At 68.1% G+C, this 24368-nt stretch carries 22 protein-coding genes; 7 read left to right on the top strand and 15 right to left on the bottom strand.

The window, feature by feature from the left end; translation table 11 throughout:
- Positions 1-62 precede the first annotated feature (62 nt).
- From CQ047_RS09045 to CQ047_RS09020, 6 genes are all read right to left on the bottom strand, one after another.
- Positions 63-689 (bottom strand): superoxide dismutase, encoded by a 627-nt coding sequence (locus CQ047_RS09045; RefSeq protein WP_105674415.1) that lies wholly within the window; start codon positions 687-689, stop codon positions 63-65.
- A gap of 185 nt (positions 690-874) precedes the next feature.
- Positions 875-1852, bottom strand: a complete 978-nt coding sequence (whiA, locus tag CQ047_RS09040) for a DNA-binding protein WhiA (protein ID WP_105674413.1) — start codon at positions 1850-1852, stop codon at positions 875-877.
- 68 nt (positions 1853-1920) lie between these two features.
- Positions 1921-2793, bottom strand: coding sequence for an RNase adapter RapZ (gene rapZ, locus CQ047_RS09035; RefSeq protein ID WP_105674546.1), 873 nt, complete (start codon positions 2791-2793; stop codon positions 1921-1923).
- Between the two features lie 30 nt (positions 2794-2823).
- Complete coding sequence (gene uvrC, locus CQ047_RS09030) at positions 2824-4698, bottom strand: excinuclease ABC subunit UvrC (RefSeq protein WP_105674411.1); 1875 nt, start codon at positions 4696-4698, stop codon at positions 2824-2826.
- Entirely contained in the window at positions 4698-7586 is a 2889-nt protein-coding gene (gene uvrA, locus CQ047_RS09025) for an excinuclease ABC subunit UvrA (protein WP_105674409.1), read from the bottom strand. Before uvrA ends, uvrC begins: the two co-directional genes overlap by 1 nt.
- 84 nt (positions 7587-7670) lie before the next feature.
- Positions 7671-8123 carry a MarR family winged helix-turn-helix transcriptional regulator gene (locus CQ047_RS09020; RefSeq protein WP_105674407.1) on the bottom strand — a complete coding sequence of 151 codons (453 nt, stop codon included), beginning with the start codon at positions 8121-8123 and terminating at the stop codon, positions 7671-7673.
- 45 nt (positions 8124-8168) lie between these two features.
- On the opposite strand from CQ047_RS09020, the gene CQ047_RS09015 reads away from it, so the two are divergent.
- Complete coding sequence (locus CQ047_RS09015; RefSeq protein ID WP_105674405.1) at positions 8169-8411, top strand: hypothetical protein; 243 nt, start codon at positions 8169-8171, stop codon at positions 8409-8411.
- 30 nt (positions 8412-8441) lie between these two features.
- On the opposite strand, the gene CQ047_RS09010 is transcribed toward CQ047_RS09015, so the two are convergent.
- A complete protein-coding gene (locus CQ047_RS09010) occupies positions 8442-8774 on the bottom strand; it encodes a TfoX/Sxy family protein (protein WP_258132565.1) in 333 nt (110 codons plus the stop codon).
- A gap of 70 nt (positions 8775-8844) precedes the next feature.
- Complete coding sequence (gene uvrB / locus CQ047_RS09005; RefSeq protein ID WP_105674403.1) at positions 8845-10917, bottom strand: excinuclease ABC subunit UvrB; 2073 nt, start codon at positions 10915-10917, stop codon at positions 8845-8847.
- Between the two features lie 57 nt (positions 10918-10974).
- On the opposite strand from uvrB, the gene CQ047_RS09000 reads away from it, so the two are divergent.
- Positions 10975-11592 carry a DUF4126 domain-containing protein gene (locus CQ047_RS09000; protein WP_105674401.1) on the top strand — a complete coding sequence of 206 codons (618 nt, stop codon included), beginning with the start codon at positions 10975-10977 and terminating at the stop codon, positions 11590-11592.
- Here the strand turns inward: CQ047_RS09000 and CQ047_RS08995 are convergent.
- From CQ047_RS08995 to CQ047_RS08975, 5 genes are all read right to left on the bottom strand, one after another.
- Positions 11565-12356 carry a GNAT family N-acetyltransferase gene (locus tag CQ047_RS08995; RefSeq protein WP_105674542.1) on the bottom strand — a complete coding sequence of 264 codons (792 nt, stop codon included), beginning with the start codon at positions 12354-12356 and terminating at the stop codon, positions 11565-11567. The genes CQ047_RS09000 and CQ047_RS08995 overlap by 28 nt on opposite strands.
- A 26-nt stretch (positions 12357-12382) precedes the next feature.
- Complete coding sequence (locus tag CQ047_RS08990; RefSeq protein WP_105674400.1) at positions 12383-13594, bottom strand: MFS transporter; 1212 nt, start codon at positions 13592-13594, stop codon at positions 12383-12385.
- Positions 13591-14190, bottom strand: a complete 600-nt coding sequence (coaE, locus tag CQ047_RS08985; RefSeq protein ID WP_105674398.1) for a dephospho-CoA kinase — start codon at positions 14188-14190, stop codon at positions 13591-13593. The genes CQ047_RS08990 and coaE overlap by 4 nt, the downstream gene beginning before the upstream one ends.
- Before the next feature lie 113 nt (positions 14191-14303).
- On the bottom strand, positions 14304-15758 hold the full coding sequence (gene rpsA, locus CQ047_RS08980; protein WP_105674396.1) for a 30S ribosomal protein S1: 1455 nt from the start codon (positions 15756-15758) through the stop codon (positions 14304-14306).
- A 183-nt stretch (positions 15759-15941) separates the two neighbouring features.
- The gene (locus CQ047_RS08975) at positions 15942-16676 is read right to left on the bottom strand and encodes a hypothetical protein (RefSeq protein WP_105674394.1); all 735 of its coding nucleotides are present in this window, start codon (positions 16674-16676) and stop codon (positions 15942-15944) included.
- Between the two features lie 70 nt (positions 16677-16746).
- Here CQ047_RS08975 and CQ047_RS08970 point away from each other — a divergent pair, with 70 nt between their 5' ends.
- Positions 16747-17676 (top strand): 5'-3' exonuclease, encoded by a 930-nt coding sequence (locus tag CQ047_RS08970; RefSeq protein ID WP_105674392.1) that lies wholly within the window; start codon positions 16747-16749, stop codon positions 17674-17676.
- A 1-nt stretch (position 17677) separates the two neighbouring features.
- Here the strand turns inward: CQ047_RS08970 and CQ047_RS08965 are convergent, their stop codons facing one another.
- Positions 17678-18664 carry a PHP domain-containing protein gene (locus CQ047_RS08965; protein ID WP_105674540.1) on the bottom strand — a complete coding sequence of 329 codons (987 nt, stop codon included), beginning with the start codon at positions 18662-18664 and terminating at the stop codon, positions 17678-17680.
- Between the two features lie 8 nt (positions 18665-18672).
- Entirely contained in the window at positions 18673-19737 is a 1065-nt protein-coding gene (gene trpD / locus CQ047_RS08960) for an anthranilate phosphoribosyltransferase (RefSeq protein ID WP_105674390.1), read from the bottom strand.
- Positions 19738-19926: 189 nt separating this feature from the next.
- Between trpD and CQ047_RS08955 the strand changes: the two genes are divergently transcribed.
- The 4 genes from CQ047_RS08955 to CQ047_RS08940 are packed head-to-tail and all read left to right on the top strand — an operon-like array spanning position 19927 to position 24331.
- Positions 19927-20583: a heme-copper oxidase subunit III gene (locus CQ047_RS08955; RefSeq protein ID WP_105674388.1), complete on the top strand. Its 657-nt coding sequence runs from the start codon at positions 19927-19929 to the stop codon at positions 20581-20583.
- Positions 20584-20603: 20 nt separating this feature from the next.
- Positions 20604-21407: a c-type cytochrome gene (locus CQ047_RS08950; protein WP_105674386.1), complete on the top strand. Its 804-nt coding sequence runs from the start codon at positions 20604-20606 to the stop codon at positions 21405-21407.
- A gap of 36 nt (positions 21408-21443) precedes the next feature.
- Complete coding sequence (locus CQ047_RS08945) at positions 21444-22520, top strand: ubiquinol-cytochrome c reductase iron-sulfur subunit (RefSeq protein ID WP_105674384.1); 1077 nt, start codon at positions 21444-21446, stop codon at positions 22518-22520.
- The gene (locus CQ047_RS08940; protein WP_105674382.1) at positions 22517-24331 is read left to right on the top strand and encodes a cytochrome bc complex cytochrome b subunit; all 1815 of its coding nucleotides are present in this window, start codon (positions 22517-22519) and stop codon (positions 24329-24331) included. The genes CQ047_RS08945 and CQ047_RS08940 overlap by 4 nt, the downstream gene beginning before the upstream one ends.
- Positions 24332-24368 lie beyond the last annotated feature (37 nt).

Here is a 24368-nt window from a genome sequence, read left to right as displayed (position 1 = left end):
TAGAGAGAGCATGGACAACGGCGTCCCGACGGGCGAAGAGTCCATCGGGACGCCCGTCTTGTTTACGACAGTACCAGCAGGCCAGCGGTCTTCTCACGGGCGATGTCGAAGCGCTGTGCGACGTTCTCCCAGTTCGCGATGTTCCAGGCGGCCTTGACGTAGTCGGCCTTCACGTTCAGGTAGTCGAGGTAGAAGGCGTGCTCCCACATGTCGAGCTGGAAGATCGGGACCGTACCCTGAGCCGTGTTCGACTGCTGGTCGAACAGCTGCTGGATGATCAGTCGCTGTCCGATCGAGTCCCAGCTCAGCACCGACCAGCCGGAGCCCTGGATGCCGAGGGCGTTCGCGGTGAAGTGCGCCTGGAACTTCTCGAAGGAGCCGAAGAACTCGTCGATGGCGGCGCGGAGCTCGCCCTCGGGCTCGCCTCCGCCGTTCGGCGACAGGTTGGTCCAGAAGATGGAGTGGTTGACGTGACCGCCGAGGTTGAACGCGAGGTCCTTCTCGAGCTTGTTCACGTTCGCGAGGTTTCCGGTCTCACGGGCCTCAGCGAGACCGTCGAGCGCGGCGTTGGCACCGGCGACGTAGGCCGCGTGGTGCTTGTCGTGGTGCAGCTCCATGATCTTGCCGCTGATGTGCGGCTCGAGGGCTGCGAAGTCGTACGGAAGGTCGGGGAGCGTGTAGGTCGCCATTTCGCTTTCATCCAATCCGCGCCGCGCCGCGGCGCTTGCCGATCCTCCGCGCCACCGAAGTGCGGTGCGGAGCGGACGCTTTTCATCCTACTGACGACAACGCGGCGAAGGACCCGTTCCTTCCGCCGTATGACGAAAGAGAGCCGACCCCGTCGGGGGTCAGCTCTCTTTCGTCGGTCGTGTGATCAGACGTCGAGTCCTGCCGGCACGGCGGCCTCGGTTCCGGGGATGCCCTCCTGCTGCGCGCGCTTGTCGGCCATCGCGAGGAGTCGGCGGATGCGCCCTGCGACGGCATCCTTCGTCATGGGAGGCTCGGCGTGGTGGCCGAGTTCGTCGAGGCTCGCATCGCGGTGCGCCAGGCGCAGCTCGCCGGCGACCTTGAGGTGGTCGGGCACGTCATCGGCGAGGATCTCCAGTGCGCGCTCCACGCGCGCGCAGGCGGCGACGGCGGCCTGCGCGGAGCGGCGGAGGTTCGCGTCGTCGAAGTTCACGAGGCGGTTCACGCCAGCCCGCACCTCGCGGCGCTGACGCATCTCCTCCCAGGCGACGGCGGTGCGCTGAGCGCCCATCTCGCTGAGGATCGTGCGGATCGCCTCGCCCTCGCGGACGACGACGCGCGGCATCCCGCGGACCTCGCGGGCCTTCGCGGCGACGCCGAGACGGTGTGCGGCGCCGACGAGGGCCATGGCTGCCTCGGACGTGGGGCAGGACACCTCGAGCATCGCGGAACGGCCGGGCTCGCTGAGCGTGCCCGCAGCGAGGAACGCTCCGCGCCACAGCCCGGAGACCTCTGCGCGGGAGCCGGTGGTCAGACGGTTCGGCAGGCCGCGCACGGGGCGACGGCGCTGGTCGAGGAGACCGGTCTGGCGTGCGAGGGTCTCCCCCGAGGCGATCACGCGCACGGCCCAGCGGGCGCCGTCGTTCGCGGTGCTCGACTGCACCTGGGCGATCTCCGGGCGCACGCCATAGATCTCCGCGAGGTCCCTGGCGACGCGCTGTGCGAGCACCTCCGCATCCACCTCGGCTTCGACGGCCACCCGGCCGGCGATCGAGTGCAGCCCGCCGGCGAACCGGAGGATGGCGGTGACCTCCGCGACACGCACCGTGGGGGGTGCATTGCGGATGCTGACCAGCTCAGCCTTGACGTCGGTGGTTAGTGCCACGGGACTCCTTCACGTTCACGCGCCGGGTCGCGACGCAAACCTCCAGCCTACCCGGCTTTGCGGCTCGGCTACTCCCGGCCCAGGTCTCTGTGACGCACGTTGACGGCGACTCCGGGGACCGCCGCGAGGCGTCGAGCGAGCTCCTCCACCATCGCGACCGAGCGGTGCTTTCCGCCGGTGCATCCGATGGCCACGGTGGAGTGGCTCTTGTTCTCACGCTGGTAGCCCTCGAGGACCGGCGTGAGGGCGGCGGTGTAGGCGTCGAGGAACTCCGTCGCCCCTTCCCGCGAGAGCACGTAGTCGCGCACCGCCTCATCCTGACCGGTCTGTCCGCGGAGCTCCTCGTTCCAGAACGGATTGGGCAGGAAGCGCATGTCGGCGACGAGGTCGACGTCGGTGGGCAGGCCGTACTTGAAGCCGAAGCTCATCAGCGTCACGCGGTGGCGGGCGGCGCCCTCTTCGGAGAACAGGTCGGACACCTGGGTCGCGAGCTGATGGATGTTCAGCGAGGACGTGTCGATCACGAGATCAGCCGCCTCGCGGATCGCCGCGAGACGCGAGCGCTCGATGCGGATGCCGTCGAGCAGCGTGCCGTCGCCCTGCAGCGGATGCGGACGGCGGACCGACTCGAATCGACGCACGAGCACGTCGTCGGAGGCGTCGAGGAACAGCACACGCACGGATCCTCGCGAGCGCAGCGCACGCGCGACCCCGGGGAAGTCGTCGAAGAGGTTGCGACCGCGGACATCGACCACGGCGGCGATCTTCGGAAGCGCATCACCGCCCATGTCGGTGAGGTCGAGGAGGGGCCGCAGGATCTGCGGTGGGAGGTTGTCGACGACGTACCAGCCGAGGTCCTCGAGTGCGTTCGCGACAGTCGTGCGCCCCGCGCCCGACATCCCCGTGACGATGAGGAACTCGCCCTTGTCCCCGTCTGCCATCATTGCTCCTTCTCCCCCGCCGTCACCAGCCTAGCGAGTGGAGAGATGCGTGTGGATGCTCTGTGCGAGCACGGGGCCGATGCCCTGGACCTCTTCGATCTCCCCCGGCTGCGCCGCACGCAGCGCGGTGACCGAACCGAAGTGCTTGAGCAGCACCTTGATGCGGGCAGCGCCGAGCCCTGGGACCTCGGCGAGGATCGTCGTGATGTCGTTGCGACGGCGCTTGCGCTGGTGCGTGATCGCGAAGCGATGCGCCTCGTCGCGGAGACGCTGGAGAAGGTACAGGGACTCGCTCGTGCGCGGGAGGATCACCGGGAAGTCCTCGCCGGGCAGCCAGATCTCCTCCAGGCGCTTGGCGATGCCGCAGACCGCGATCTCGGTGTGCCCCGAGTCGCGGAGCGCCCGTGCGGCGGCTTCCACCTGCGGTTGGCCGCCGTCGACGAGCAGGAGCTGCGGCGGGTACGCGAAACGCGGCTTCCTGCGCCCGGTCGTCTCCTCACCCTCGGTCTCCTCCAGTGGCTCCGGCCTGTCGAGGTAGGCGAGGCGCCTGGTGAGCACCTGGTACATCGAGTCGGTGTCGTCGGTCGTCTCTGCGATGTTGAACGAGCGGTACTGGTCCTTGCGCGGGAGTCCGTCCTCGAAGACGACCATCGACGCCACGACGTTCGTGCCGCTCAGATGGGAGATGTCGTAGCACTCGATGCGCAGCGGAGCATCCGCCATTCCCAGGGCGTCCTGCAAATCGGTGAGCGCCTGCGTGCGGGCGACGTAGTCGCTGGTGCGTCTGGTCTTGTGCCTGATGAGCGCCTGCTGCGCGTTCAGCGTCGCCGTGCGCATGAGGTCGGCACGCTGCCCTCGCTGAGCGACGGCGATCTCGACCTTCTTGCCGCGGCGCTCTCTGAGCCAGAGCTCCAGCTCCGCCGCGTCGTCGGGCAGCGTCGGCACCAGGATGCGGCGGGGCACGTCCTGGGCATCGCCGTAGGCGCGCTGCAGCACCTGATCGACGAGTTCCGCACCGGAGATGTCGATCTCCTTGTCGAGCGCCAGCGCCCTGACGCCTCGCACCCGACCGCCTCTGATGACGAAGTGCTGCACAGCCGCCGACAGCTCGTCCTCCGCGATCCCGAACAGGTCGGCGTCCTCGTCGGGCGAGAGCACGAGAGCGCTCTTGCCGAGCACGGCCTCGATCGCCGAGAGCCGGTCGCGGTACTTCGCCGCCGCCTCGTAGTCCATGGCCGCGGATGCGGCGAGCATCCTCGCCGTCAGGTCCTTCGTGAACCGTTCATCGCCCCCGGCCATGAAGGCGACGAAGTCGTCGACCATGGCACGGTGCTCCTCGATCGTGACTGTCATCGAGCACGGTCCGCCGCACTTGCCGATCTGCCCGGGGAAGCAGGGACGCCCCGTCTGCATGGCGCGCTTGTAGCTGGCGTCGCTGCACGTGCGGATGGGGAAGACCTTGATCATCAGGTCGATCGTGTCGTGCACGGCCCACACCTTGGGGTACGGACCGAAGTAGCGCGCGCCGGCGATCTTGCGGTTGCGGGTCACGATCACGCGAGGAGCTTCGTCTCCAAGGGTCACCGCCATGAAGGGGTAGGACTTGTCGTCCTTGTAGCGCACGTTGAAGGGCGGATCGAACTCCTTGATCCACATGTACTCCAGCTGCAGGGAGTCCACGTCGGTCGACACGACCGTCCACTCCACCGACGCCGCCGTCGTCACCATCCGCCTGGTGCGCTCATGCAGGGTGCGCAGCGGGGCGAAGTAGTTCGAGAGACGCTGGCGCAGGTTCTTCGCCTTGCCGACGTAGAGCACGCGCCCCTCCGCATCGCGGAACCTGTACACGCCGGGGTCGGTGGGGATCTCACCGGTCCGCGGCTTGTACGGCAGCACGTCGGCCATCAGCTGGCCTTCCGAGCCGCCCGCCCGTCGCCGAGGATCTCCGCGAGGAACTGACCGGTGTGGCTCTCCTCGACGCGGGCGATCTGCTCCGGCGTGCCGACCGCGAGGATCTCACCACCGCCCGAGCCGCCCTCGGGGCCGAGGTCGATGACCCAGTCCGCCGACTTGATGACGTCGAGGTTGTGCTCGATGACGATGACCGTGTTCCCCTTGTCGACGAGTCCGTTCAGCACCTCGAGCAGCTTGCGGACGTCTTCGAAGTGCAGACCGGTCGTCGGCTCGTCGAGCACGTAGATGCTGCGTCCGTTGCTGCGACGCTGGAGCTCGGTCGCGAGCTTCACGCGCTGCGCTTCGCCGCCCGACAGGGTGGTCGCGGACTGCCCCAGCCTCACGTAGCCGAGGCCGACGTCGACCAGCGTCTTCATGTAGCGGTGGATCGCCTGGATCGGCTCGAAGAACTCGGCGGCCTCGGCGATCGGCATCTCGAGCACCTCGGCGATGTTCTTGCCCTTGTAGTGCACGGCCAGGGTGTCGCGGTTGTACCGCTTGCCGTGGCACACCTCGCAGTCGACGTAGACGTCGGGGAGGAAGTTCATCTCGATCTTGATCGTGCCGTCGCCAGAGCAGGCGTCACAGCGTCCGCCCTTGACGTTGAAGCTGAAGCGCCCGGGCTGGTAGCCGCGCACCTTCGCCTCCGGCGTCTCGCTGAACAGCGTGCGGATGCGGTCGAACACGCCCGTGTACGTCGCCGGGTTCGACCGCGGGGTGCGCCCGATCGGCGCCTGGTCGACATGCACGACCTTGTCGAGGTTGTCGAGGCCGGAGACGCGGGTGTGCTTGCCGGGGACCGTGCGCGCTCCGTTGAGTCGCGAGGCGAGCACCTGGTACAGGATGTCGTTGACGAGCGACGACTTCCCCGAACCGCTCACGCCCGTCACGGCGGTGAGGAGGCCGAGCGGGAAATCGGCGTTCACGTTCTTGAGGTTGTTCTCCCGCGCTCCGACGACGCTCAGCATCCGCTTCTTGTCGATCTTGCGGCGCTTCTTCGGGGCGGGGATCTCGCGGCGTCCGGAGAGGTATTCCCCCGTCATCGACGCGGACTCGCTCAGCAGCGCGGAGTACGGCCCGGAGTGGACGACCTCTCCTCCGTTGACGCCGGCGCCGGGGCCGATGTCGACGACCCAGTCGGCCGCCTCGATGGTCTCCTCATCGTGCTCGACGACGATGAGGGTGTTGCCGAGATCGCGGAGCTTGAGCAGCGTGTCGATGAGCCGACGGTTGTCGCGCTGGTGCAGTCCGATGGACGGCTCGTCGAGCACGTACAGCACGCCGGTGAGGCCGGAGCCGATCTGCGTCGCGAGCCGGATACGCTGCGCCTCGCCGCCGGAGAGCGACCCTGCGGATCGGCTCAGGTTGAGGTAGGAGAGACCCACCTGCAGCAGGAAGTCGAGGCGGAGACGGATCTCGCGCAGCACCTGCGCGGCGATCTTCGCCTCGCGGTCGGTGAGTGTGAGAGTGCCCATGAACTCACGCGCATCGGCGAGGCTGAGGTGCGAGACCTCGGCGATCGAGTGCCCGTGCACCTGCACCGCGAGAACCTCGGGCTTGAGGCGGTTGCCGTCGCACACCGGGCACGGCACCTCGCGGAGGTACTCGCCCCAGCGGGCCCGCTGCGTGTCGGACTCCGCCTGCGCGTACTGCCGCTCGATGTAGGGCACGACGCCCTCGAATCCGGAGGCGTAGCGCATCTCGCGGCCGTACCGGTTCTTCCACTTGACCGTGACCTTGTAGTTCTCACCGCGGAGGATCGCATCCTGCACGTCGACGCGCAGATCCTGCCAGGGCGTGTCGAGCGAGAAGTTGAGGTCGGACGCGAGCCCCTCGAGAAGCCGCTCGTAGTACTGGAACAGCCCCTTGCCCTGTGTTGTCCAGGGGATGATGGCGCCCTCGCGGATCGAGAGCTCCTCATCGCCGAGCATCAGATCGATGTCGACCGACATTCGCGTGCCGAGACCCGAGCACGCGGGGCACGCGCCGAACGGCGCGTTGAACGAGAAGGTCCGCGGCTCGATCTCGGTGAGCGTGATCGCGTGGCCATTGGGACACGCGAGCTTCTCCGAGAACGACTGCCAGGCGTCGTCGCCCTCCTCGTCGACGAAGTTGACCTGCACGACCCCGCCGGCGAGACCGAGGGCGGTCTCGACGGAGTCCGTGACGCGGCCGAGGATGTCATCGGCGGCCACGAGGCGGTCGACGACGACGGCGATGTCGTGCTTGTAGCTCTTCTTCAGCGTGGGCGGCTCGGCGAGCTGGATCAGGTCGCCGTCGACGATCGCGCGCGAGTAGCCCTTGGCTCCCAGCTCGCGGAACAGGTCGACGAACTCGCCCTTCTTCTGCGAGACGACCGGCGCGACGATCTGATAGCGGGTGCGCTCGGGGAGCTCCATGAGCTGGTCGGCGATCTGCTGCACGGTCTGACGCTGGATCTTCTCTCCGCACTCCGGGCAGTGCGGGATGCCGATGCGCGCCCACAGCAGACGCATGTAGTCGTAGATCTCGGTGATCGTGCCGACGGTGGAGCGCGGGTTGCGGTTGGTCGACTTCTGGTCGATCGACACCGCGGGGCTCAGCCCCTCGATGAAGTCGACGTCTGGGCGGTCCACCTGCCCGAGGAACTGGCGCGCGTACGCGCTCAGCGATTCGACGTAGCGACGCTGCCCCTCTGCGAAGATCGTGTCGAACGCGAGGCTGGACTTCCCAGAGCCGGACAGGCCGGTGAACACGACGAGGGAGTCGCGCGGGATGTCGATGTCGACGTTCTTGAGGTTGTGCACGCGGGCACCGCGAACACTGAGTTTTCCTGGGGTTGCAACCGGGACGATAGGCACCGGTCAAGTCTACGAGGGGCCACGGACATCGGCTCCGCCGGCAGCCACGGTGCGCTACTCCTCCGTGGCGGAGCACCGCCGAGGCTAGGCCCCGGACAGCTCTGTGACGCGCCGACCCGCGAAGGCCGACAGGCCGTCTCTCAAGACGGACACCTGCGAGATGTCCATGTCGACGGCGGCCATGACCTGATGCGGAACGTCGAGAGCCCGTTCCCGCAGTGCGGCGCCGGCATCCGTCAGCGCGATCTCCAGCCGCCTCTCGTCCTGCGGGCTGCGCTGTCGGGTGACGAGTCCGTCCGCCTCGAGGCGCTTGACCAGCGGCGACGCGGTGGCCGGCTCCATGGCGAGATCGGCCGCGAGGTCGGCGAGGGTGCGAGGCGCCCGCTCCCAGAGCGCGAGCATGACGAGATACTGCGGGTGCGTGAGGCCGAGGGGCTCGAGGATCGGACGGTAGATCGCCACCACGTTGCGCGCGGCCGTGACCACGGCGAAGCACAGTTGGTTCTCGAGCTTGAGCAGGTCATCGGATGCCGTCACGGCTCCGAGTATACATAGGCACTAATAGTTAGTACACTAATAAACATGGCAACGAACTCCGATCGCGCTCCTCTTCGCACCCGCATCCGCGAGGCGGGCGGTCTCTACGCCTGGTTCAACACGAACCTGATCCGCTTCGCCGGCCCCGCCTCGGTGGGCCCGTACGAGAAGACGCCGCCGCCCAGCGCCGCCGAACGCGCCGAACGTGCGTGCCCGCTGTGCGGCGCGCCGATGACGGAGCACGAGATCGACCGCTCGGGCCCGAAGCCCCTCATGCACTGCCCCTGAACTCGCGCGCCCTCTCGCAGGACGTTCCGTTCACGGGCGACCCGTCGAGTCCTCCCTGGCGGCGTCGATCCAGAACATGAGAGCGTCGTCATCGGCCACGGTGACGGCGTCGACGTCCAGCCAGCTCGCACTCATCGTCTTGGCGCCCATCACGGCCCGGGCGACTCCCGGCCTCACCGCCAGCGCGGCGCCCTGCTCCTCCGACACCCGCACCAGCAGCACCCCGCCCTTGCGCGCACCCACCAGGATGCGGCCGTCCATCAGGAAAGCCCGGCTTCCGAACATCCGCTTCTCCTCGATCGACGGATCCGCTCCCATGAGCGCACGGATGCGATCGGCGAGCTCTTCTCCTGCCGCGTCCATCGCGTGCCTCTCCTCGTCGAGCCGGCGAGAGGTCGTGCCCTCTCGCGCTCTCTGTCCAGATCTCCGCCGATCAGGCGTGTCCGGCGCGCTCCATGGCGCGCAGCTCCTTCTTCAGATCCTGCACCTCATCGCGAAGCCGCCCGGCGAGCTCGAACTTCAGCTCTCCGGCGGCGGCCAGCATCTGATCGGAGAGATCCTGGATGGTCGCCTCCAGCTGCAGCGCTCCTTCGGCGGCGATGCCCGTGCGTCGCAGGTTCGGCGTCGGCGACTTGCCCTTGCCCGTGGCTCGTCCTCGACTCGACATCATGTCGGCCGTGTCGGCCCCTTCGCGGGCGAGGACCTCGGTGATGTCGGCGATCCGCTTGCGCAGCGGCTGCGGGTCGATCCCGTGCTCGGTGTTGTACGCGATCTGCTTGTCGCGGCGCCGATCGGTCTCCTCGATCGCCTTGGCCATCGAGTCGGTCATGTTGTCGGCGTACATGTGCACCTCGCCGGAGACGTTGCGGGCTGCGCGCCCGATCGTCTGGATCAGGGAGGTCCCCGAACGGAGGAAGCCCTCCTTGTCGGCGTCGAGGATCGCGACCAGCGACACTTCTGGCAGGTCGAGACCCTCGCGAAGAAGGTTGATGCCGACCAGCACGTCGTAGACGCCCGCCCTGAGCTCGCTGAGCAGCTCCACTCGTCGGAGCGTGTCGACGTCGGAGTGCAGATAGCGCACGCGCACCCCGTGCTCGCCCAGGAAGTCGGTGAGCTCCTCGGCCATCTTCTTGGTGAGGGTGGTGACGAGGACACGCTCGTCCTTCTGGGCGCGGATCCTGATCTCCTCGAGGAGGTCGTCGATCTGCCCCTTCGACGGCTTCACGATGATGTGCGGGTCGACGAGCCCGGTGGGGCGGATGATCTGCTCGACCACGCCGTCGGCGATGCCCATCTCGTACTTGCCCGGGGTCGCCGAGAGGTAGACGGTCTGACCGATGCGGTTCTTGAACTCGTCCCACCGCAGCGGCCTGTTGTCCATGGCGCTCGGAAGACGGAAGCCATGATCGACGAGCGTGCGCTTGCGCGAGGCGTCGCCCTCGTACATCGCGCCGATCTGCGGCACGGTGACGTGCGACTCGTCGATGACCAGGAGGAAATCGTCGGGGAAGAAGTCGAGCAGAGTGTGCGGCGGCTCCCCGGCCTCGCGCCCGTCCATGTGGCGCGAGTAGTTCTCGATGCCGGAGCAGAATCCGAGCTGCTGCAGCATCTCGAGGTCGAAGGTCGTCCGCATGCGCAGGCGCTGGGCCTCGAGGAACTTGCCCTGCTTCTCGAACTCGGCGAGCCGCTCCTCCAGCTCCGCCTCGATCGTGCCGATGGAGCGCTGGATGACGTCGGTGCCGGCGACGTAGTGGGATGCGGGGAAGATCGGCACGGCGTCGAGCTTCTCGATGACCTCGCCCGTGAGCGGGTGCAGGGAGTACAGCGCCTCGATCTCGTCGCCGAAGAGCTCGATGCGGATCGCGTGCTCCTCGTACACGGGGATGATCTCGATCGTGTCGCCGCGGACCCGGAAGTTGCCGCGGGAGAAGTCGACGTCATTGCGGTTGTACTGCATCGCGATGAACTGGCGGATCAGGGCGTCGCGGTCGTAGCGCTCCCCCACCTGCAGGGCGACCATGGCACGGAGGTACTCCTCCGGGGCGCCGAGGCCGTAGATGCACGACACGGTCGACACCACGACGACGTCGCGACGGCTGAGCAGCGAGTTCGTCGTCGAGTGCCGCAGCCGCTCGACCTCGGAGTTGATCGACGAGTCCTTCTCGATGAAGGTGTCCGTCTGCGGCACGTAGGCCTCTGGCTGGTAGTAGTCGTAGTACGAGACGAAGTACTCGACGGCGTTGTTGGGCATGAGCTCACGGAACTCGTTGGCGAGCTGCGCCGCGAGCGTCTTGTTGTGCGCCAGCACGAGAGTCGGACGCTGCACCTGCTCGATGAGCCACGCCGTCGTGGCCGACTTTCCGGTGCCTGTTGCGCCGAGCAGCACGATGTCGGTCTCGCCCGCGTTGATCCGCGCGGCGAGGTCGGCGATCGCCTTCGGCTGATCACCGGCCGGGACGTACTCGCTGATGACCTCGAACGGACGGACACTGCGCGTGGGTTGCATACCTCCAGCGTAGGCGGGACCACGGACATCGAGGCCGGCTCCGCCTAGTCTGAGGGGGTGATCGAGTTCGTCATCGGCACCAGCCTCGCGGCATCCGCCGGCCTCAACGCCTGGATGCCGCTGTTCCTGCTCGGTCTCGCCGACCGCGTGCTGCCGGCGGTGCAGCTCCCGGCCACCTGGTCGTGGCTGTCGGGCGATCTCGCACTGTGGATCATCGGAGCGCTCCTGCTGCTCGAGATCGTGGCCGACAAGATCCCCGCGCTCGACTCGGTCAACGACGTCGTCCAGAGCATCCTGCGGCCTGCGGCTGGTGGCATCGCGTTCGGCGCCGGCTCCAGCGCGCAGACGATCGCCGTCGACGACCCCGCATCCTTCTTCTCCGAGAACACCTGGGTCCCCGTCGTCGTCGGCATCGCGATCGCGCTCGTCGTCCACGTCGTCAAGGCCACGGCGCGCGTCGCCGCGAACGCCACGACCGGAGGACTCGCCGCGCCCGTCCTCAGCACCGCGGAGGACGGAGCCTCCTTCGCCCTCGCGGCCGCCGCGATCGTGATCCCCGTCCTCGCAGGGGTGCTGCTCGTCGGGCTGATCGTGATCATCGTGGCTGCGGTGAGGCGCCGCGCACGGCGCCGGCGGGAGCGCTCGGATCAGTCCGCCGGGCGCGCCCACACGTAGGGCGTCGTGGTCGAGACCTTCACGAGTCCCGATCTCTCCAGGATCGGGCGGGAGAACTCCGTCGAGTCCGACTGCAGGTAGCGGACGCCGCGGGCCAGAGCGGATCGGGCCCGCTCGGCGGTGAGCGCGCGATAGATGCCGCGGCCCCGCCACTCCTCGAGGGTCGAGCCGCCCCACAGACCGGCGAACTCGGTTCCGACGACGGGCTCCAACCGCCCCGCGCTGACCACCTCGCCGTCGACGACCGCGATCCACAGCTCCACCGTGTCGTCGACCCGCATGCGTTCGATCAGCGACTCGGCGCGCGAACGCCAGTCCCCATCGTCGAAGACGCGCCCCTGCATCTCGCCGGCGGCGAGCACCTCGTCCTCCGAGAACGCGCGGCGGATCGTCACCTCACCGGGGATGACGACGTCCTGGGCGAGCAGAGCGGCCTCGCCGATCATGATCGACTCCGGCTCCTCCGGCACGAATCCCGCTGCCAGCAGGGCCTCGTGGAGACCGGGAGCCGTGTCGTGCCCTCGAGTCTTCCACTCCACCTCCGCGACCTCCGCCCTGTCGGCGAAGTGCGCGAGCCCTCCCTCCACCAGCTCGCGGATGCCGTCGGCATCCGCTCCCCCGAGGTCCGCGTACGTGATGAAGCCTCGCCCGCCGTGGAAGGTCGCGAGGCTCAGCGGTCCGAGCTGCACGACCCGCTCCGCGTGCGCGGTCTCCGGTCCTGTGCGGAGCTGGCGGTCGTAGACGTCGAGATACTGCGTCTGCATGTCTCCATGCTCGCAGAGGATCGCGGTCAGGGCCGACCCGTCGGCGTCGCCCTGAGCGCTGCGACCGCGGCCGACGCCGCCAGCGCGCACATGGACACGACGGCGACGATGAACCATCCCCACGCGACCGCTCCGAACACCAGCCCGAGCGCCCAGCCGAACAGGCTCGATCCGGCGTAGTAGGCGAAGTAGTACAGGGACGACGCCTGTGCTCTGCTCTCCGCTCCCGCAGCGACCGGGGTCCATCCGGAGGCGATCGCGTGCGCGCCGAAGAAGCCGGCCGTGAACAGGAGGAGGCCCGCGAGCACGATCGCCGCGGAGGGCGCGAGCATCAGCAGAGCGCCGACCGCCATGACCGCGATCGAGAGCACGAGCACGGGGAAACGGCCGATCCGGGCCGCCCAGGAACCCGCCCACGGCGAGGAGACGGTGCCGGCCAGATAGGCGAGGAACAGGAGCGTCACGAGCCACGCCGGCAGGGAGAAGGGAGCGGCCGAGAGATGGAACCCGAGGTAGTTGTACACCGCGACGAACGCGCCCATCAGCAGGAAGCCCTGCGCATACAGAGCCCACTGCCGCGACGAGCGCAGTGGTGATCGGAGACGCTCGAGGATGCCGGGACCGCGCTCGCTGCGCAGCCTCCCCGGGACGAAGCCGCGCGCGCGGGGTGTGAGCCAGAGGAACAGCACCGCAGCCCCGGCGCACACCGCGGCGACCGCCCAGACGCCGGCTCGCCAGCCCGCGACCTCACCGACGGTTCCCGACACGATGCGCCCGAGCAGGCCGCCGACGGTGGTGCCGGCGATGTAGCTCCCGGCCGCGGCCGCCGCATGACGGGGCTCGACCTCCTCGCTGAGATAGGCGAGGGCGACAGCGGGGACGGCGCCCAGCGCCAGACCCTCCGCGAATCGCAGAGTCAGGAGCAGCACGATCCCGTCGCTCAGGGGAGCCAGGAGTCCGAGCGCGGTGGCGGTGAGGACGCCGATCGCCATGGCCGGCACCCGCCCGATGCGATCCGCCACGGATGACCACGGGATCACCGCGACGGCGAGCCCGAGGGTGGCGGCCGACACGGTGATCGCCGCGGTCGCGGGGCTCACCTCGAGGTCGACGGAGATGAGCGGAAGGACGGCCTGAGCGGAGTACAGCTGCGCGAAGGTCGCGATCCCGGCGAAGAACAGGCCGATGATGAGACGCCGGTACTCGCGCGTCCCGGGGACGTGGCCGGAGAAGGTCACTTCGCGCGGATCCGCTCCCAGAGCGCGTCCGTCTGCTCCTCGGTGTGCGCGAGGTCGCCGGCGGTGTCGATCACGACGTCGGCGATGGCGAGACGCCGATCGTCGGATGCCTGCGCATCGATCCGCTCCTGCGCCGCGCGCTCGTCCATCCCGCGCAGCTCGACGAGCCTCTGCCTGCGGACGGATGCCGGCGCGTGGGCGACGACGATCAGATCCCAGGGGTCGTCCGGCCGTGCCTCCACGAGAAGCGGCACGTCGTAGACCACGACGGCATCCGGATCCGCGGCGAGGGCTTCCTCGAACCGGCGCCGGGACTCGGCGCCCACCGCGGGGTGGACGATCGCGTTCAGCTTCGCGAGGAGCACCGGGTCTCCGAACACCTTCGCGCCGAGGGCGGGGCGGTCAAGCGATCCGTCCGCCCCGATGACGTCTTCGCCGAAGGCCTCCTCGATGCCCCGCAGCACGGGTGAGCCCGGCGCCTGCACGTCGCGCACGATCTGATCGGCGTCGACGACCACCGCGCCCTTCTCGGCGAGACGACGGGCGATGGTCGACTTTCCGGACGCGATTCCGCCGGTGAGCGCGATGAGGGGCATGACGTCCATCCTCGCACCTGTCGAGCGTCGGCATCCCCGTGCGCGCCGGTCGGCCCGATACGCGGAACGGGCCGTCACCTCGAAAGGTGACGGCCCGTTCCTGAGCGAAATGCTTACGCGTTGCCGCCCGAGAGCTTCTCGCGCAGAGCCGCGAGAGCCTCGTCGTCAGCAAGCGTGCCCGCGCCGGCGGACTCGCTGGAGAAGGACTGGCCGCCGAAGTCGGCACCGGCCTCCGCCTCGGCCTCGGCCGCCTTGGCGACCTGAGCCTTGTGAGCCTCCCAGCGGGACTGAGCAGCTGCGTACTCCTGCTCCCATGCCTCGCGCTGAGCGTCGAAGCCTTCCTTCCACGCACCGGTCTCGGCGTCGAAGCCCTCCGGGTACTTGTACTCGCCGTTCTCGTCGTACTCCGCGAGCATGCCGTACAGCGCCGGGTCGAACTCGGTGCCGTTGGGGTCGACCGACTCGTTGGCCTGCTTGAGCGACAGCGAGATGCGGCGACGCTCGAGGTCGATGTCGATGACCTTGACGAAGACCTCTTCGCCGACGGAGACGACCTGCTCGGCCAGCTCGACGTGCTTGCTGGAGAGCTCGGAGATGTGGACGAGGCCCTCGATGCCGTCTGCGACGCGCACGAACGCACCGAACGGGACGAGCTTGGTGACCTTACCCGGCGTGACCTGACCGATCGCGTGGGTGCGGGCGAAGACCTGCCACGGGTCCTCCTGCGTCGCCTTCAGCGACAGGGAGACGCGCTCGCGGTCGAGGTCGACCTCGAGGATCTCGACGGTGACCTCCTGGCCGACCTCGACGACCTCGGAGGCGTGCTCGATGTGCTTCCAGGACAGCTCGGAGACGTGCACGAGGCCGTCCACGCCGCCCAGGTCGACGAACGCGCCGAAGTTGACGATCGAGGACACGACGCCCTTGCGGACCTGACCCTTGTGCAGGTTGTTCAGGAACGTGGTGCGCGACTCCGACTGCGTCTGCTCGAGCAGCGCGCGGCGGCTGAGGACGACGTTGTTGCGGTTCTTGTCGAGCTCGAGGATCTTCGCCTCGATCTCCTGACCCAGGTAGGGCGTGAGGTCGCGGACGCGACGCAGCTCGATGAGCGAAGCCGGGAGGAAGCCACGGAGGCCGATGTCGACGATGAGGCCGCCCTTGACGACCTCGATGACGGTACCGGTGACGACGCCGTCGTTCTCCTTGATCTTCTCGACGTCTCCCCAGGCGCGCTCGTACTGCGCACGCTTCTTGGAGAGGATCAGACGGCCTTCCTTGTCCTCCTTCTGGAGAACGAGAGCCTCGACCTCGTCGCCGACCTTGACGACCTCGTTGGGGTCGACGTCGTGCTTGATGGAGAGCTCGCGCGAGGGGATGACGCCCTCGGTCTTGTACCCGACGTCGAGCAGAACCTCATCGCGGTCGATCTTGACGATCGTGCCTTCGATGATGTCGCCGTCGTTGAAGAACTTCAGGGTCTTCTCGACCGCGGCCAGGAAGTCCTCAGCAGATCCGATGTCGTTGATGGCGACCTGCTTGGTGGCCGGGGCGGTCGTTGCGGTAGTCATGTAGTGGGTTGTCCTTGTTGAATGGAGACTCGGGCTGCGGGGCAACGGACGCGCACGTCCGACAGCATGCTTCGCAGCGGTTGGATTTTGATTGCCTTGTCACGAGGGCATGCATAGGCACGCCACGAGTGACACTTCAGGCTATCAGACATCTCGGATGCCCGGAGGACGGATGCCGGTCCGCTACCTCTCTGCGCGAGGGACGAGCGCGAGCACGATCGGCTCGCCGTCCTCCCCCGTGTAGCCGGCCAGCGTGAGCGCGGCGTCGGGAGCGACGTCCGGCGCGTCCACGAAGGTGATCCGCGGCACGAGGTCCATCGTGCACACGCCGTCCTTCGGCTCGTCGAGGGTGAGCACGCTCCCCTCGACAGCACCGGACTCCGGAACACAGGTCGAGGAGCCCCAGGTGAGGACCGCGAGCACCCCCTCGCCGATCCACGCGGCTGCGGGGAGCTGCGGCGGCGTCCTGTCAGCCGGCGCGATCTCCCCCTGGGGAAGCCCGGGGAGCTCGATCAGCGAAGCCTCGCCGCCGTGCTGCGTGACCGCGATCGTGAGCGGCTTCGAGGAGTCGAGGCCGGCGGGCACTCCGAGGTAGGTGCCGTGGATCGTCGACGACGTCTCCGAGTCGGCGCACGCGCCCTCGGCAGGAGCGGTGAGAGTCACCTCGATGCGCTGCTCCCCGGTGACGAGATCGCTGATCTCCGGTGCGCATCCGTCTCCCCGCGTCGCGATCACGAAGGAGGAGGCGTCCAACCACGCCGCGCGCGGGGCGTCCTCGGGGCTGATCTTCGACGACTGGCCGTCCGGAGTGCTCGGCTGATGCGTGGGCGCAGCGCCGGGCGCCGACGCGCAGCCCGAGACGAATGCGGCGAGGACGAGCGCGGCGACGACGGACAGGGAACGGGCGGAGGTCTTCATACCCATCCGGTGTCGAGCGGCCCGCGATCGTCTCACATCGTTGTCCGCACCGCATGCAAGACTGTGCTCCGTGACCGATCGTCTGATGCTGCTCGACACCGCCTCTCTCTACTTCCGCGCGTTCTACGGAGTGCCCGACAAGGTCACCGCCCCCGACGGCTCCCCCATCAACGCCGCCCGCGGCCTGCTCGACATCATCGCGAAATTGATCACCCTCTACGAGCCGACGCACATCGTCGCCTGCTGGGACGACGACTGGCGCCCGCAGTGGCGTGTCGACCTCATCCCGAGCTACAAGACGCACCGCGTCGTCGAGGTCGTGGCCGCGGGCCCCGACGTCGAAGAGGTCCCCGACCCGCTCGAGGCGCAGATCCCGCTCATCCGCGAGACCCTCGGACTCCTCGGCATCCCGATCGTGGGCGTCGCCGCGCACGAGGCCGACGACGTGATCGGCACCCTCGCCACCAAGTCCGCCATCCCGGTCGACATCGTGACCGGTGACCGCGACCTGTTCCAGCTCGTCGACGACGGCAGGGACGTCCGCGTCATCTACACGGCGCGCGGCATGAGCAACCTCGAGATCGTGACCGATGCCGTCGTCGTGGCGAAGTATGGCGTCCTCCCCTCGCAGTACGCCGACTTCGCGACGATGCGCGGCGACGCCTCCGACGGCCTCCCCGGTGTCGCCGGAGTCGGCGAGAAGACGGCGGCGACGCTGCTGCAGGCGCACGGCGACCTCGACGGCATCCGCGCGGCGGCTGAGGCGGGCGAAGGCATGAGCGCCGGCGTCCGAGCCAAGATCCTCGCGGCGTCCGCCTACCTCGACGTCGCCCCCACCGTGGTCGAGGTGGCCAGATCCCTCGACGTCGAGCCGCCGACGGATCCCCTGCGACCGCTCGACCCCGCGGAGGAGGATGCGGCGTCCGCCGTCGCGGAGAAGTGGAACCTCGGCGGGTCGATGACGCGCGCGGTCGCCGCCGTCGCGACGATGTCGCGCTGACTCAGTCGGCCCAGGCGAGCAGGCGCTCGAGTCCCCAGGTGGTGACGATCCGACTCGCCGGGACTCCTGCCCGCTCCGCACGCAGGGCGCCGTGGTCGAGCAGCGACAGCTGACCGGGCGCGTGCGCATCGGAGTCGATCGAGAACAGACACCCCGCCTCCAGCGCAATCGAGATCAGCTCGTCCGGGGGATCCTGTCGTTCCGGTCGCGAGTTGATCTCGACGGCGACGCCGTTCTCCGCGCACGCGGCGAAGACGGCCGCGGCGTCGAACGAGGACGGCGGTCTGGTTCCGCGCTCGCCTTCCACGAGTCGCCCCGTGCAGTGGCCCAGCACGTTCACCCGCGGGTGCGAGACGGCGGCGATCATCCTCGCGGTCATCGGCCGCGCTTCCATCCGCAGTTTCGAGTGGACCGAGGCGACCACGATGTCGAGCTCGCCGAGCAGGGAGTCCTCCTGGTCCAGCGCGCCGTCCTCGAGGATGTCGACCTCGATGCCCGCGAGGAGCGTGAAGCCCTCTCGCGATTCCGCTCGCACGAGAGGGATCTGCGTCCGGAGACGCTCGGCCGTCAGCCCGCGGGCGACGCGCAGTCGAGGCGAGTGATCGGTGATCGCCTGGTACTCGTGCCCCAGCGCGCGGGCGGCCTCCGCCATCACCGCGATCGGCGTGGTCCCGTCCGACCAGTCCGTGTGCGCGTGTAGGTCGCCGCGAAGCGCGGGGCGGAGCGTCGAGACGATCTCCGGTTCGACCTCTCCCCTGAGCTCCACGAGATACCGCGGAACCGCGCCGGACTGCGCCTCTCTGATCACGCCGAAGGTGGACTCGCCGATCCCCTTCACCGCCCGAAGGCGGGTGGGATCTCCCTTCACGTCATCGGGGAGGCCCTCCAGCGCCGCGGCCGCCACACGGAACGCCTTCGCCCGGTAGCGGGACGCGCGCTCCCTCTCCAGCAGAGAGGCGATCTCGAGCAGCGCGGCGATCGGTTCCACGACGGACCTCAGGCCGAAGCCAGCTCCCGGCTCACGCCGATCCACTGGTCGAGCTTGGCTGCGGCCCGCCCGTCGTCGATGGCGGCCTCCGCGCGCTCGTAGCCCTCGCGGAGCCGCTCGAGGATCGGGCGCTGCACCTGTCCGGCGTCCTGCGACAGTTCGAAGGCTACGATGCCGGCTGCGGCGTTGAGCAGGACGATGTCGCGCACAGCGCCCTTCTCGCCCGAGAGCGTGCGGCGCAGGACGTCCGCGTTGTGTTCGGGGGATCCGCCGATGAGGTCGGCGAGCTCGGCGATCGGGATGCCGAGATCGCGCGGGTCGAGGTCGTGCTCGTGGATGTCGCCGCGGGTGACCTCCCAGATCCGGCTGTGTCCGGTGGTCGTGAGCTCGTCGAGCCCGTCGTCGCCGCGGAAGACCAGCGCAGTGGCGCCCCGCGTGCGGAACACACCGGTGATGAGAGGGACGCGCTCCATCTGGGCGACTCCGACCGCGTTGGCTTCGGCACGCGCAGGGTTGCAGAGGGGTCCGAGCATGTTGAACACGGTCGGCACGCCGAGCTCGGCGCGCACGGGTCCCGCGTGCTTGAAGCCGGGGTGGAACGCCCCGGCCCACGCGAACGTGATGCCCGTGCGATCGAGGATCGATGCAACGGCGGCGGGGTCGAGCGACAGCTCCAGCCCCAGTGCCCCCAGGACGTCCGAGGAGCCCGAGGCCGAGCTTGCGGCTCTGTTCCCGTGCTTCACGACCGGGATGCCGGTCGCACCGATGATGATCGCCGCGGTCGTGGAGACGTTCACGGTTCCGACGCGGTCGCCGCCGGTCCCCACGATGTCGAGGACGTTCGGCGACACGGGCAGCGGCACGGCTGCTTCGAGGATGGCATCACGGAAGCCGACGATCTCGTCGATCGTCTCGCCCTTCGCACGGAGGGCGACGAGGAAGCCGGCGAGCTGCGCCTGGGTCACGTCGCCCCGCATGATCTGCCGCATCGCCCAGGTCGACTCCCAGACGCTGAGATCGCGACGCTCCAGAAGAGTGGTGAGCACATCGGACCAGGTCAGGGATTCAGCCATGTGTGCGATCCTATCGGCGTCGGGAAAACGTGCATGCGGTTCGAGACGATCGCGGATGCCGACGGCATCCGCTGTTTCCCGCGGATTCACCGAGGATTCGCAGTGTTTTCTTAGGGTCCCCTAAGTCTGCGGACGGCAAAACGACGGTCCCCGGTGCAAGAATCACGCTCGCGGATCGGCCATAATGGAATGGTGACGACCTCAGCGACGTATGCCCCGGCGGCGAGAACGATCAAGCGGCCCAACCCGGTAGCTGTCGGAACCATTGTGTGGCTCGGCAGTGAGGTGATGTTCTTCGCGGGACTCTTCGCGATCTACTTCACCCTTCGCAGCACCTCCCCCGAACTGTGGGCGGCGCGCACCGAGCTGCTGAACGTCCCGTACGCACTCGTGAACACCCTCATCCTGGTGTTCTCCTCGTTCACCTGCCAGATGGGTGTGTTCGCTGCGGAGGACCTGCAGCCGTACCGCCTCGCCAAGGGCAAGAAGAACGCGGCCGGCCGCCGCCGCCTGTTCGGCTGGGGCATGGTCGAGTGGTTCTTCCTCACCTTCGCCCTCGGCGCGATCTTCGTGTCCGGCCAGGTCTGGGAGTACGCGCAGCTCGTCGCAGAGGGCATGCCCATCAGCGCCGACTCCTACGCCTCGGCCTTCTACCTGACGACCGGCTTCCACGCCCTGCACGTCACCGGTGGCCTGATCGCGTTCCTCCTCGTCATCGGCCGCGCGTACGCGGTGAAGAACTTCCGGCACAAGGAGGCGACCTCCTCGATCGTGGTGTCCTACTACTGGCACTTCGTCGACGTCGTCTGGATCGTGCTGTTCATCGTTATCTACTTCCTGAAATAAGAGCGGAGCTGATCCCCGAGATGGCACGAGAGAAGAAGCGCCGTTCGAACGGTCGTCGCAGTCCCCTGGCTGCCGCGGCCCTCATCGGAGCAGGCCTCATGATCACCGGCGCCGTGTACGCCGGAGCGTCGGCGGCGTTCGCTGCGACCGACACCAAGGCTTCCGCGTCCACCACGCTGACCGTCGAAGACGGCGAGAAGCTGTTCCAGGCCAACTGCGCGACCTGCCACGGCCTCGACATGCAGGGCACCGCCAACGGGCCGAGCCTGTACGGCGTGGGCGAGTTGGCCGCTGAGTTCCAGCTCTCGACCGGACGCATGCCGCTGCAGATGCAGGGACCGCAGGCCCCGCAGAAGAAGCCGCAGTTCACGGAGGACCAGATCCTCGCGATCTCGTCCTTCATCCAGTCCGAGGCCCCCGGCCCCACCTTCCCCGAGGACCGCATCCTCGACGGCAAGGGAGACGTCGCGCACGGCGCCGAGCTGTTCCGTGTCAACTGCGCGATGTGCCACAACGTCGCCGCGGCCGGTGGAGCGCTCACCGAGGGCAAGTACGCCCCCGCGCTCACCGAGACCAGCGCGCTGCACATGTACGCGGCCATGGTCACCGGACCCCAGAACATGCCGGTCTTCGGCAACATGAACCTCTCGGACGAGGACAAGCGCGACATCATCTCCGCGCTGCTCTTCCAGCAGCAGTCCGTGCAGGTCGGTGGCGCGACGCTCGGGTCTCTCGGCCCCGTGTCCGAGGGCCTGTTCGTCTGGATCTTCGGCATCGGCGCTCTCGTCGCCATCACCGTGTGGATCACGGCGAAGTCCAACTGACGCTTAATCATCGAAGAGGAACGTACGAGGAGCACCATGGCACACGACGACGACTCGCAGGCTCTTGACAGGGCCTACCAGCCCTCTCCGGGGCTGGGCGTCGCAGTCAGCGACCCCGTGGAGAACCCGGGGCTGCCGCCGCACCGCGAGCGGATGACCGACAAGGACCCGCGCGCCGAGAAGGCTGCAGTGCGCACGGTCTACACCCTGTTCTACCTCTCCCTCGCGGGCAGCATCTGGGCGGTCGCCGCCTACATGCTGTTCCCGATCGAGAGCGGCGCGCTGATCGACATCCGCCAGAACAACCTCTTCATCGGTCTGGGCATCGCTCTCGCGCTGCTCGCCCTCGGCCTCGGAGCGATCCACTGGTCGAAGGCGCTGATGAGCGACAAGGAGCACATCGAGTACCGCCACCCCACCCGGGGCAAGGACTCGACGCGCGAGGCCGCCGTCAAGGCGTTCGCCGACGCCAACGAGGAGTCCGGCTTCGGCCGCCGCACGATGATCCGCAACTCGCTGTTCGCAGCGATCGTCGCGTCGATCATCCCCGGTGTCACGCTGTTCCGCGGTCTCGCACCGCACTCCACGCCCGACGACCCCGAGGCGGGCGATCCCGTGGCCCTGCTCAAGCAGACCATGTGGGACAAGGGCATGCGTCTCGTGCGCGATCCCGACGGCACTCCGATCCGCGCGGCGGACGTCACCCTCGGCTCGGCGTTCCACGTCATCCCGGAGGACCTGGCCGAGCTCAGCCACCACGACGGCTACCTCGAGGAGAAGGCCAAGGCCATCGTCCTGATGATGCGCCTCCGCCCGGAGCAGCTGATCGAGGCCGATGACCGCAAGGACTGGTCCTACGACGGCATCGTCGCGTACTCGAAGGTGTGCACCCACGTCGGCTGCCCCGTCGCCCTCTACGAGCAGCAGACGCACCACCTGCTCTGCCCCTGCCACCAGTCGCAGTTCGATGTGACGGATCACGCCAAGGTCATCTTCGGCCCGGCCGCACGTCCGCTGCCTCAGCTGCCCATCACCGTCGACGACGAGGGCTACCTCGTCGCACGCAGTGACTTCCACGAACCCGTCGGCCCGAGCTTCTGGGAGCGCCATTGAGCACCGCAACGCTGTCCAAGGACGAGAAGGACACCAAGGCGCCCCTCGGCGGCCGCTTCGTCGGTGCCGCGTCGAACTACATCGACGAGCGCACCAGCCTCTCCGGCTTCGTCAAGGAGCTCGGACGTAAGATCTTCCCCGACCACTGGTCGTTCATGCTCGGCGAGATCGCCCTGTGGAGCTTCGTCGCGGTGTTCCTCTCCGGAACCTTCCTGACGTTCTTCTTCGAGGCCTCCATGGTGCCCACGCACTACACGGGCGCCTATGCGCCGATGCGCGGCATCGAGATGTCGGCGGCCCTCGAGTCGTCGCTGCACATCTCCTTCGACCTGCGCGGTGGCCTGCTGGTCCGCCAGATCCACCACTGGGCGGCCCTCGTGTTCGTAGCGGGCATCGGCGTGCACATGCTTCGCGTGTTCTTCACCGGCGCGTTCCGCAAGCCTCGCGAGCTCAACTGGGTGATCGGCTTCGTGCTGTTCGTCCTCGCGATGGCAGAGGGCTTCACCGGCTACTCGCTTCCCGACGACCTGCTCTCGGGCAACGGCCTCCGCATCATCGACGGCATGATCAAGGGCTTCCCGCTCGTGGGCACTTGGATCTCCTTCCTGCTCTTCGGCGGGGAGTTCCCGGGGACCGCGATCGTCGGCCGCCTGTACACGCTGCACATCCTGCTGCTGCCGCTCCTGGTGATCGGTCTGATCGTCGTGCACCTGATGCTGATGATCGTCAACAAGCACACCCAGTTCGCCGGCCCCGGCCGCACGAACGAGAACGTCGTCGGCTACCCGATGATGCCGGTGTACATGTCGAAGATGGGCGGCTACCTGTTCATCGTGTTCGGCACCATCGTGCTGATCGCGACCTTCTTCCAGATCAACCCGATCTGGAACTACGGCCCGTACGACCCGTCCCCCGTGTCGGCCGGAACCCAGCCTGACTGGTACATCGGCTTCGCGGATGGTGCGCTGCGTCTGGCGCCGTCGAACCTCGACGTCGTGTTCCTCGACCGCACCTGGTCGTTCGGCATCCTGCTTCCGGTGATCGTCCTCGGACTGTTCATCGTGCTCGTGGCGATCTACCCGTTCATCGAGGCCTGGGTCACGGGCGACAAGCGCGAGCACCACATCGCTCAGCGCCCCCGCAACGCGGCGACCCGCACGGGTATCGGCGTGGCCGGTGTCATCTTCTACGCGGTCCTGTGGGCTGCGGCGTCCTCCGACCTCATCGCGACCCACTTCATGCTCACCATGGAGGGTGTCATCCACACCCTGCAGGCGCTGCTCTTCGTGGGCCCGGTGCTCGGCTACTTCGTCGCCAAGCGCATCGCGATCGCCCTGCAGAAGAAGGATCGTGAGATCGTCCTGCACGGCTACGAATCCGGACGCATCGTCCGCCTCCCCGGCGGCGAGTTCATCGAGGTGCACCAGCCGGTCGACACGTACGACCGGTGGAAGCTCATCGACATCGACGGCTACGAGCCCCTCGTCGTGCGACCGAACGACAAGGGCCGCATCCCGTGGACGCAGAACCTGCGCTCCTCCATGTCGCGTTGGTTCTTCGAGGACCGTCTGGCTCCGCTCACGCAGGCTCAGATCGACGAGGCCGATGCTCACCAGCACCACGTCACGGCTCACACCGATGAGACCGAGGCCGCCGAGATCCAGGGCGCTCATGAGCGTGCCGGATTCCCGGATGCCCCGCTCGCCCCGGCCGACGAGACCCACATCGACGAGACTCCGAACACGCCGAGCACGGTGATCGCCACCGAACCGGTGAAGAAGCCTCGCAAGAAGTCGGAGGACGGCGAGTAAGCTCGCCTCCTCCCCCGGCCCCGGTCGTGCTGATCCG

The sequence above is a fragment of the Microbacterium sp. MYb72 genome (assembly GCF_002979415.1).
Lineage (GTDB): Bacteria > Actinomycetota > Actinomycetes > Actinomycetales > Microbacteriaceae > Microbacterium > Microbacterium natoriense.
The sequence above is the reverse complement of the archived record's forward strand: the minus strand, read 5'-3'. Positions and strand labels throughout refer to the sequence as shown.

Coding starts and splice junctions, on each gene's coding strand:
- CQ047_RS09045 (WP_105674415.1), bottom strand. CDS start 689: ATGGCGACCTACACGCTCCCCGACCTTCCGTACGACTTCGCAGCCCTC.
- rapZ (WP_105674546.1), bottom strand. CDS start 2,793: ATGGCAGACGGGGACAAGGGCGAGTTCCTCATCGTCACGGGGATGTCG.
- uvrC (WP_105674411.1), bottom strand. CDS start 4,698: ATGGCCGACGTGCTGCCGTACAAGCCGCGGACCGGTGAGATCCCCACC.
- CQ047_RS09015 (WP_105674405.1), top strand. CDS start 8,169: ATGGCAACGAACTCCGATCGCGCTCCTCTTCGCACCCGCATCCGCGAG.
- CQ047_RS09010 (WP_258132565.1), bottom strand. CDS start 8,774: ATGGACGCGGCAGGAGAAGAGCTCGCCGATCGCATCCGTGCGCTCATG.
- uvrB (WP_105674403.1), bottom strand. CDS start 10,917: ATGCAACCCACGCGCAGTGTCCGTCCGTTCGAGGTCATCAGCGAGTAC.
- CQ047_RS08995 (WP_105674542.1), bottom strand. CDS start 12,356: ATGCAGACGCAGTATCTCGACGTCTACGACCGCCAGCTCCGCACAGGA.
- coaE (WP_105674398.1), bottom strand. CDS start 14,190: ATGCCCCTCATCGCGCTCACCGGCGGAATCGCGTCCGGAAAGTCGACC.
- rpsA (WP_105674396.1), bottom strand. CDS start 15,758: ATGACTACCGCAACGACCGCCCCGGCCACCAAGCAGGTCGCCATCAAC.
- CQ047_RS08975 (WP_105674394.1), bottom strand. CDS start 16,676: ATGAAGACCTCCGCCCGTTCCCTGTCCGTCGTCGCCGCGCTCGTCCTC.
- trpD (WP_105674390.1), bottom strand. CDS start 19,737: ATGGCTGAATCCCTGACCTGGTCCGATGTGCTCACCACTCTTCTGGAG.
- CQ047_RS08955 (WP_105674388.1), top strand. CDS start 19,927: ATGGTGACGACCTCAGCGACGTATGCCCCGGCGGCGAGAACGATCAAG.
- CQ047_RS08950 (WP_105674386.1), top strand. CDS start 20,604: ATGGCACGAGAGAAGAAGCGCCGTTCGAACGGTCGTCGCAGTCCCCTG.
- CQ047_RS08945 (WP_105674384.1), top strand. CDS start 21,444: ATGGCACACGACGACGACTCGCAGGCTCTTGACAGGGCCTACCAGCCC.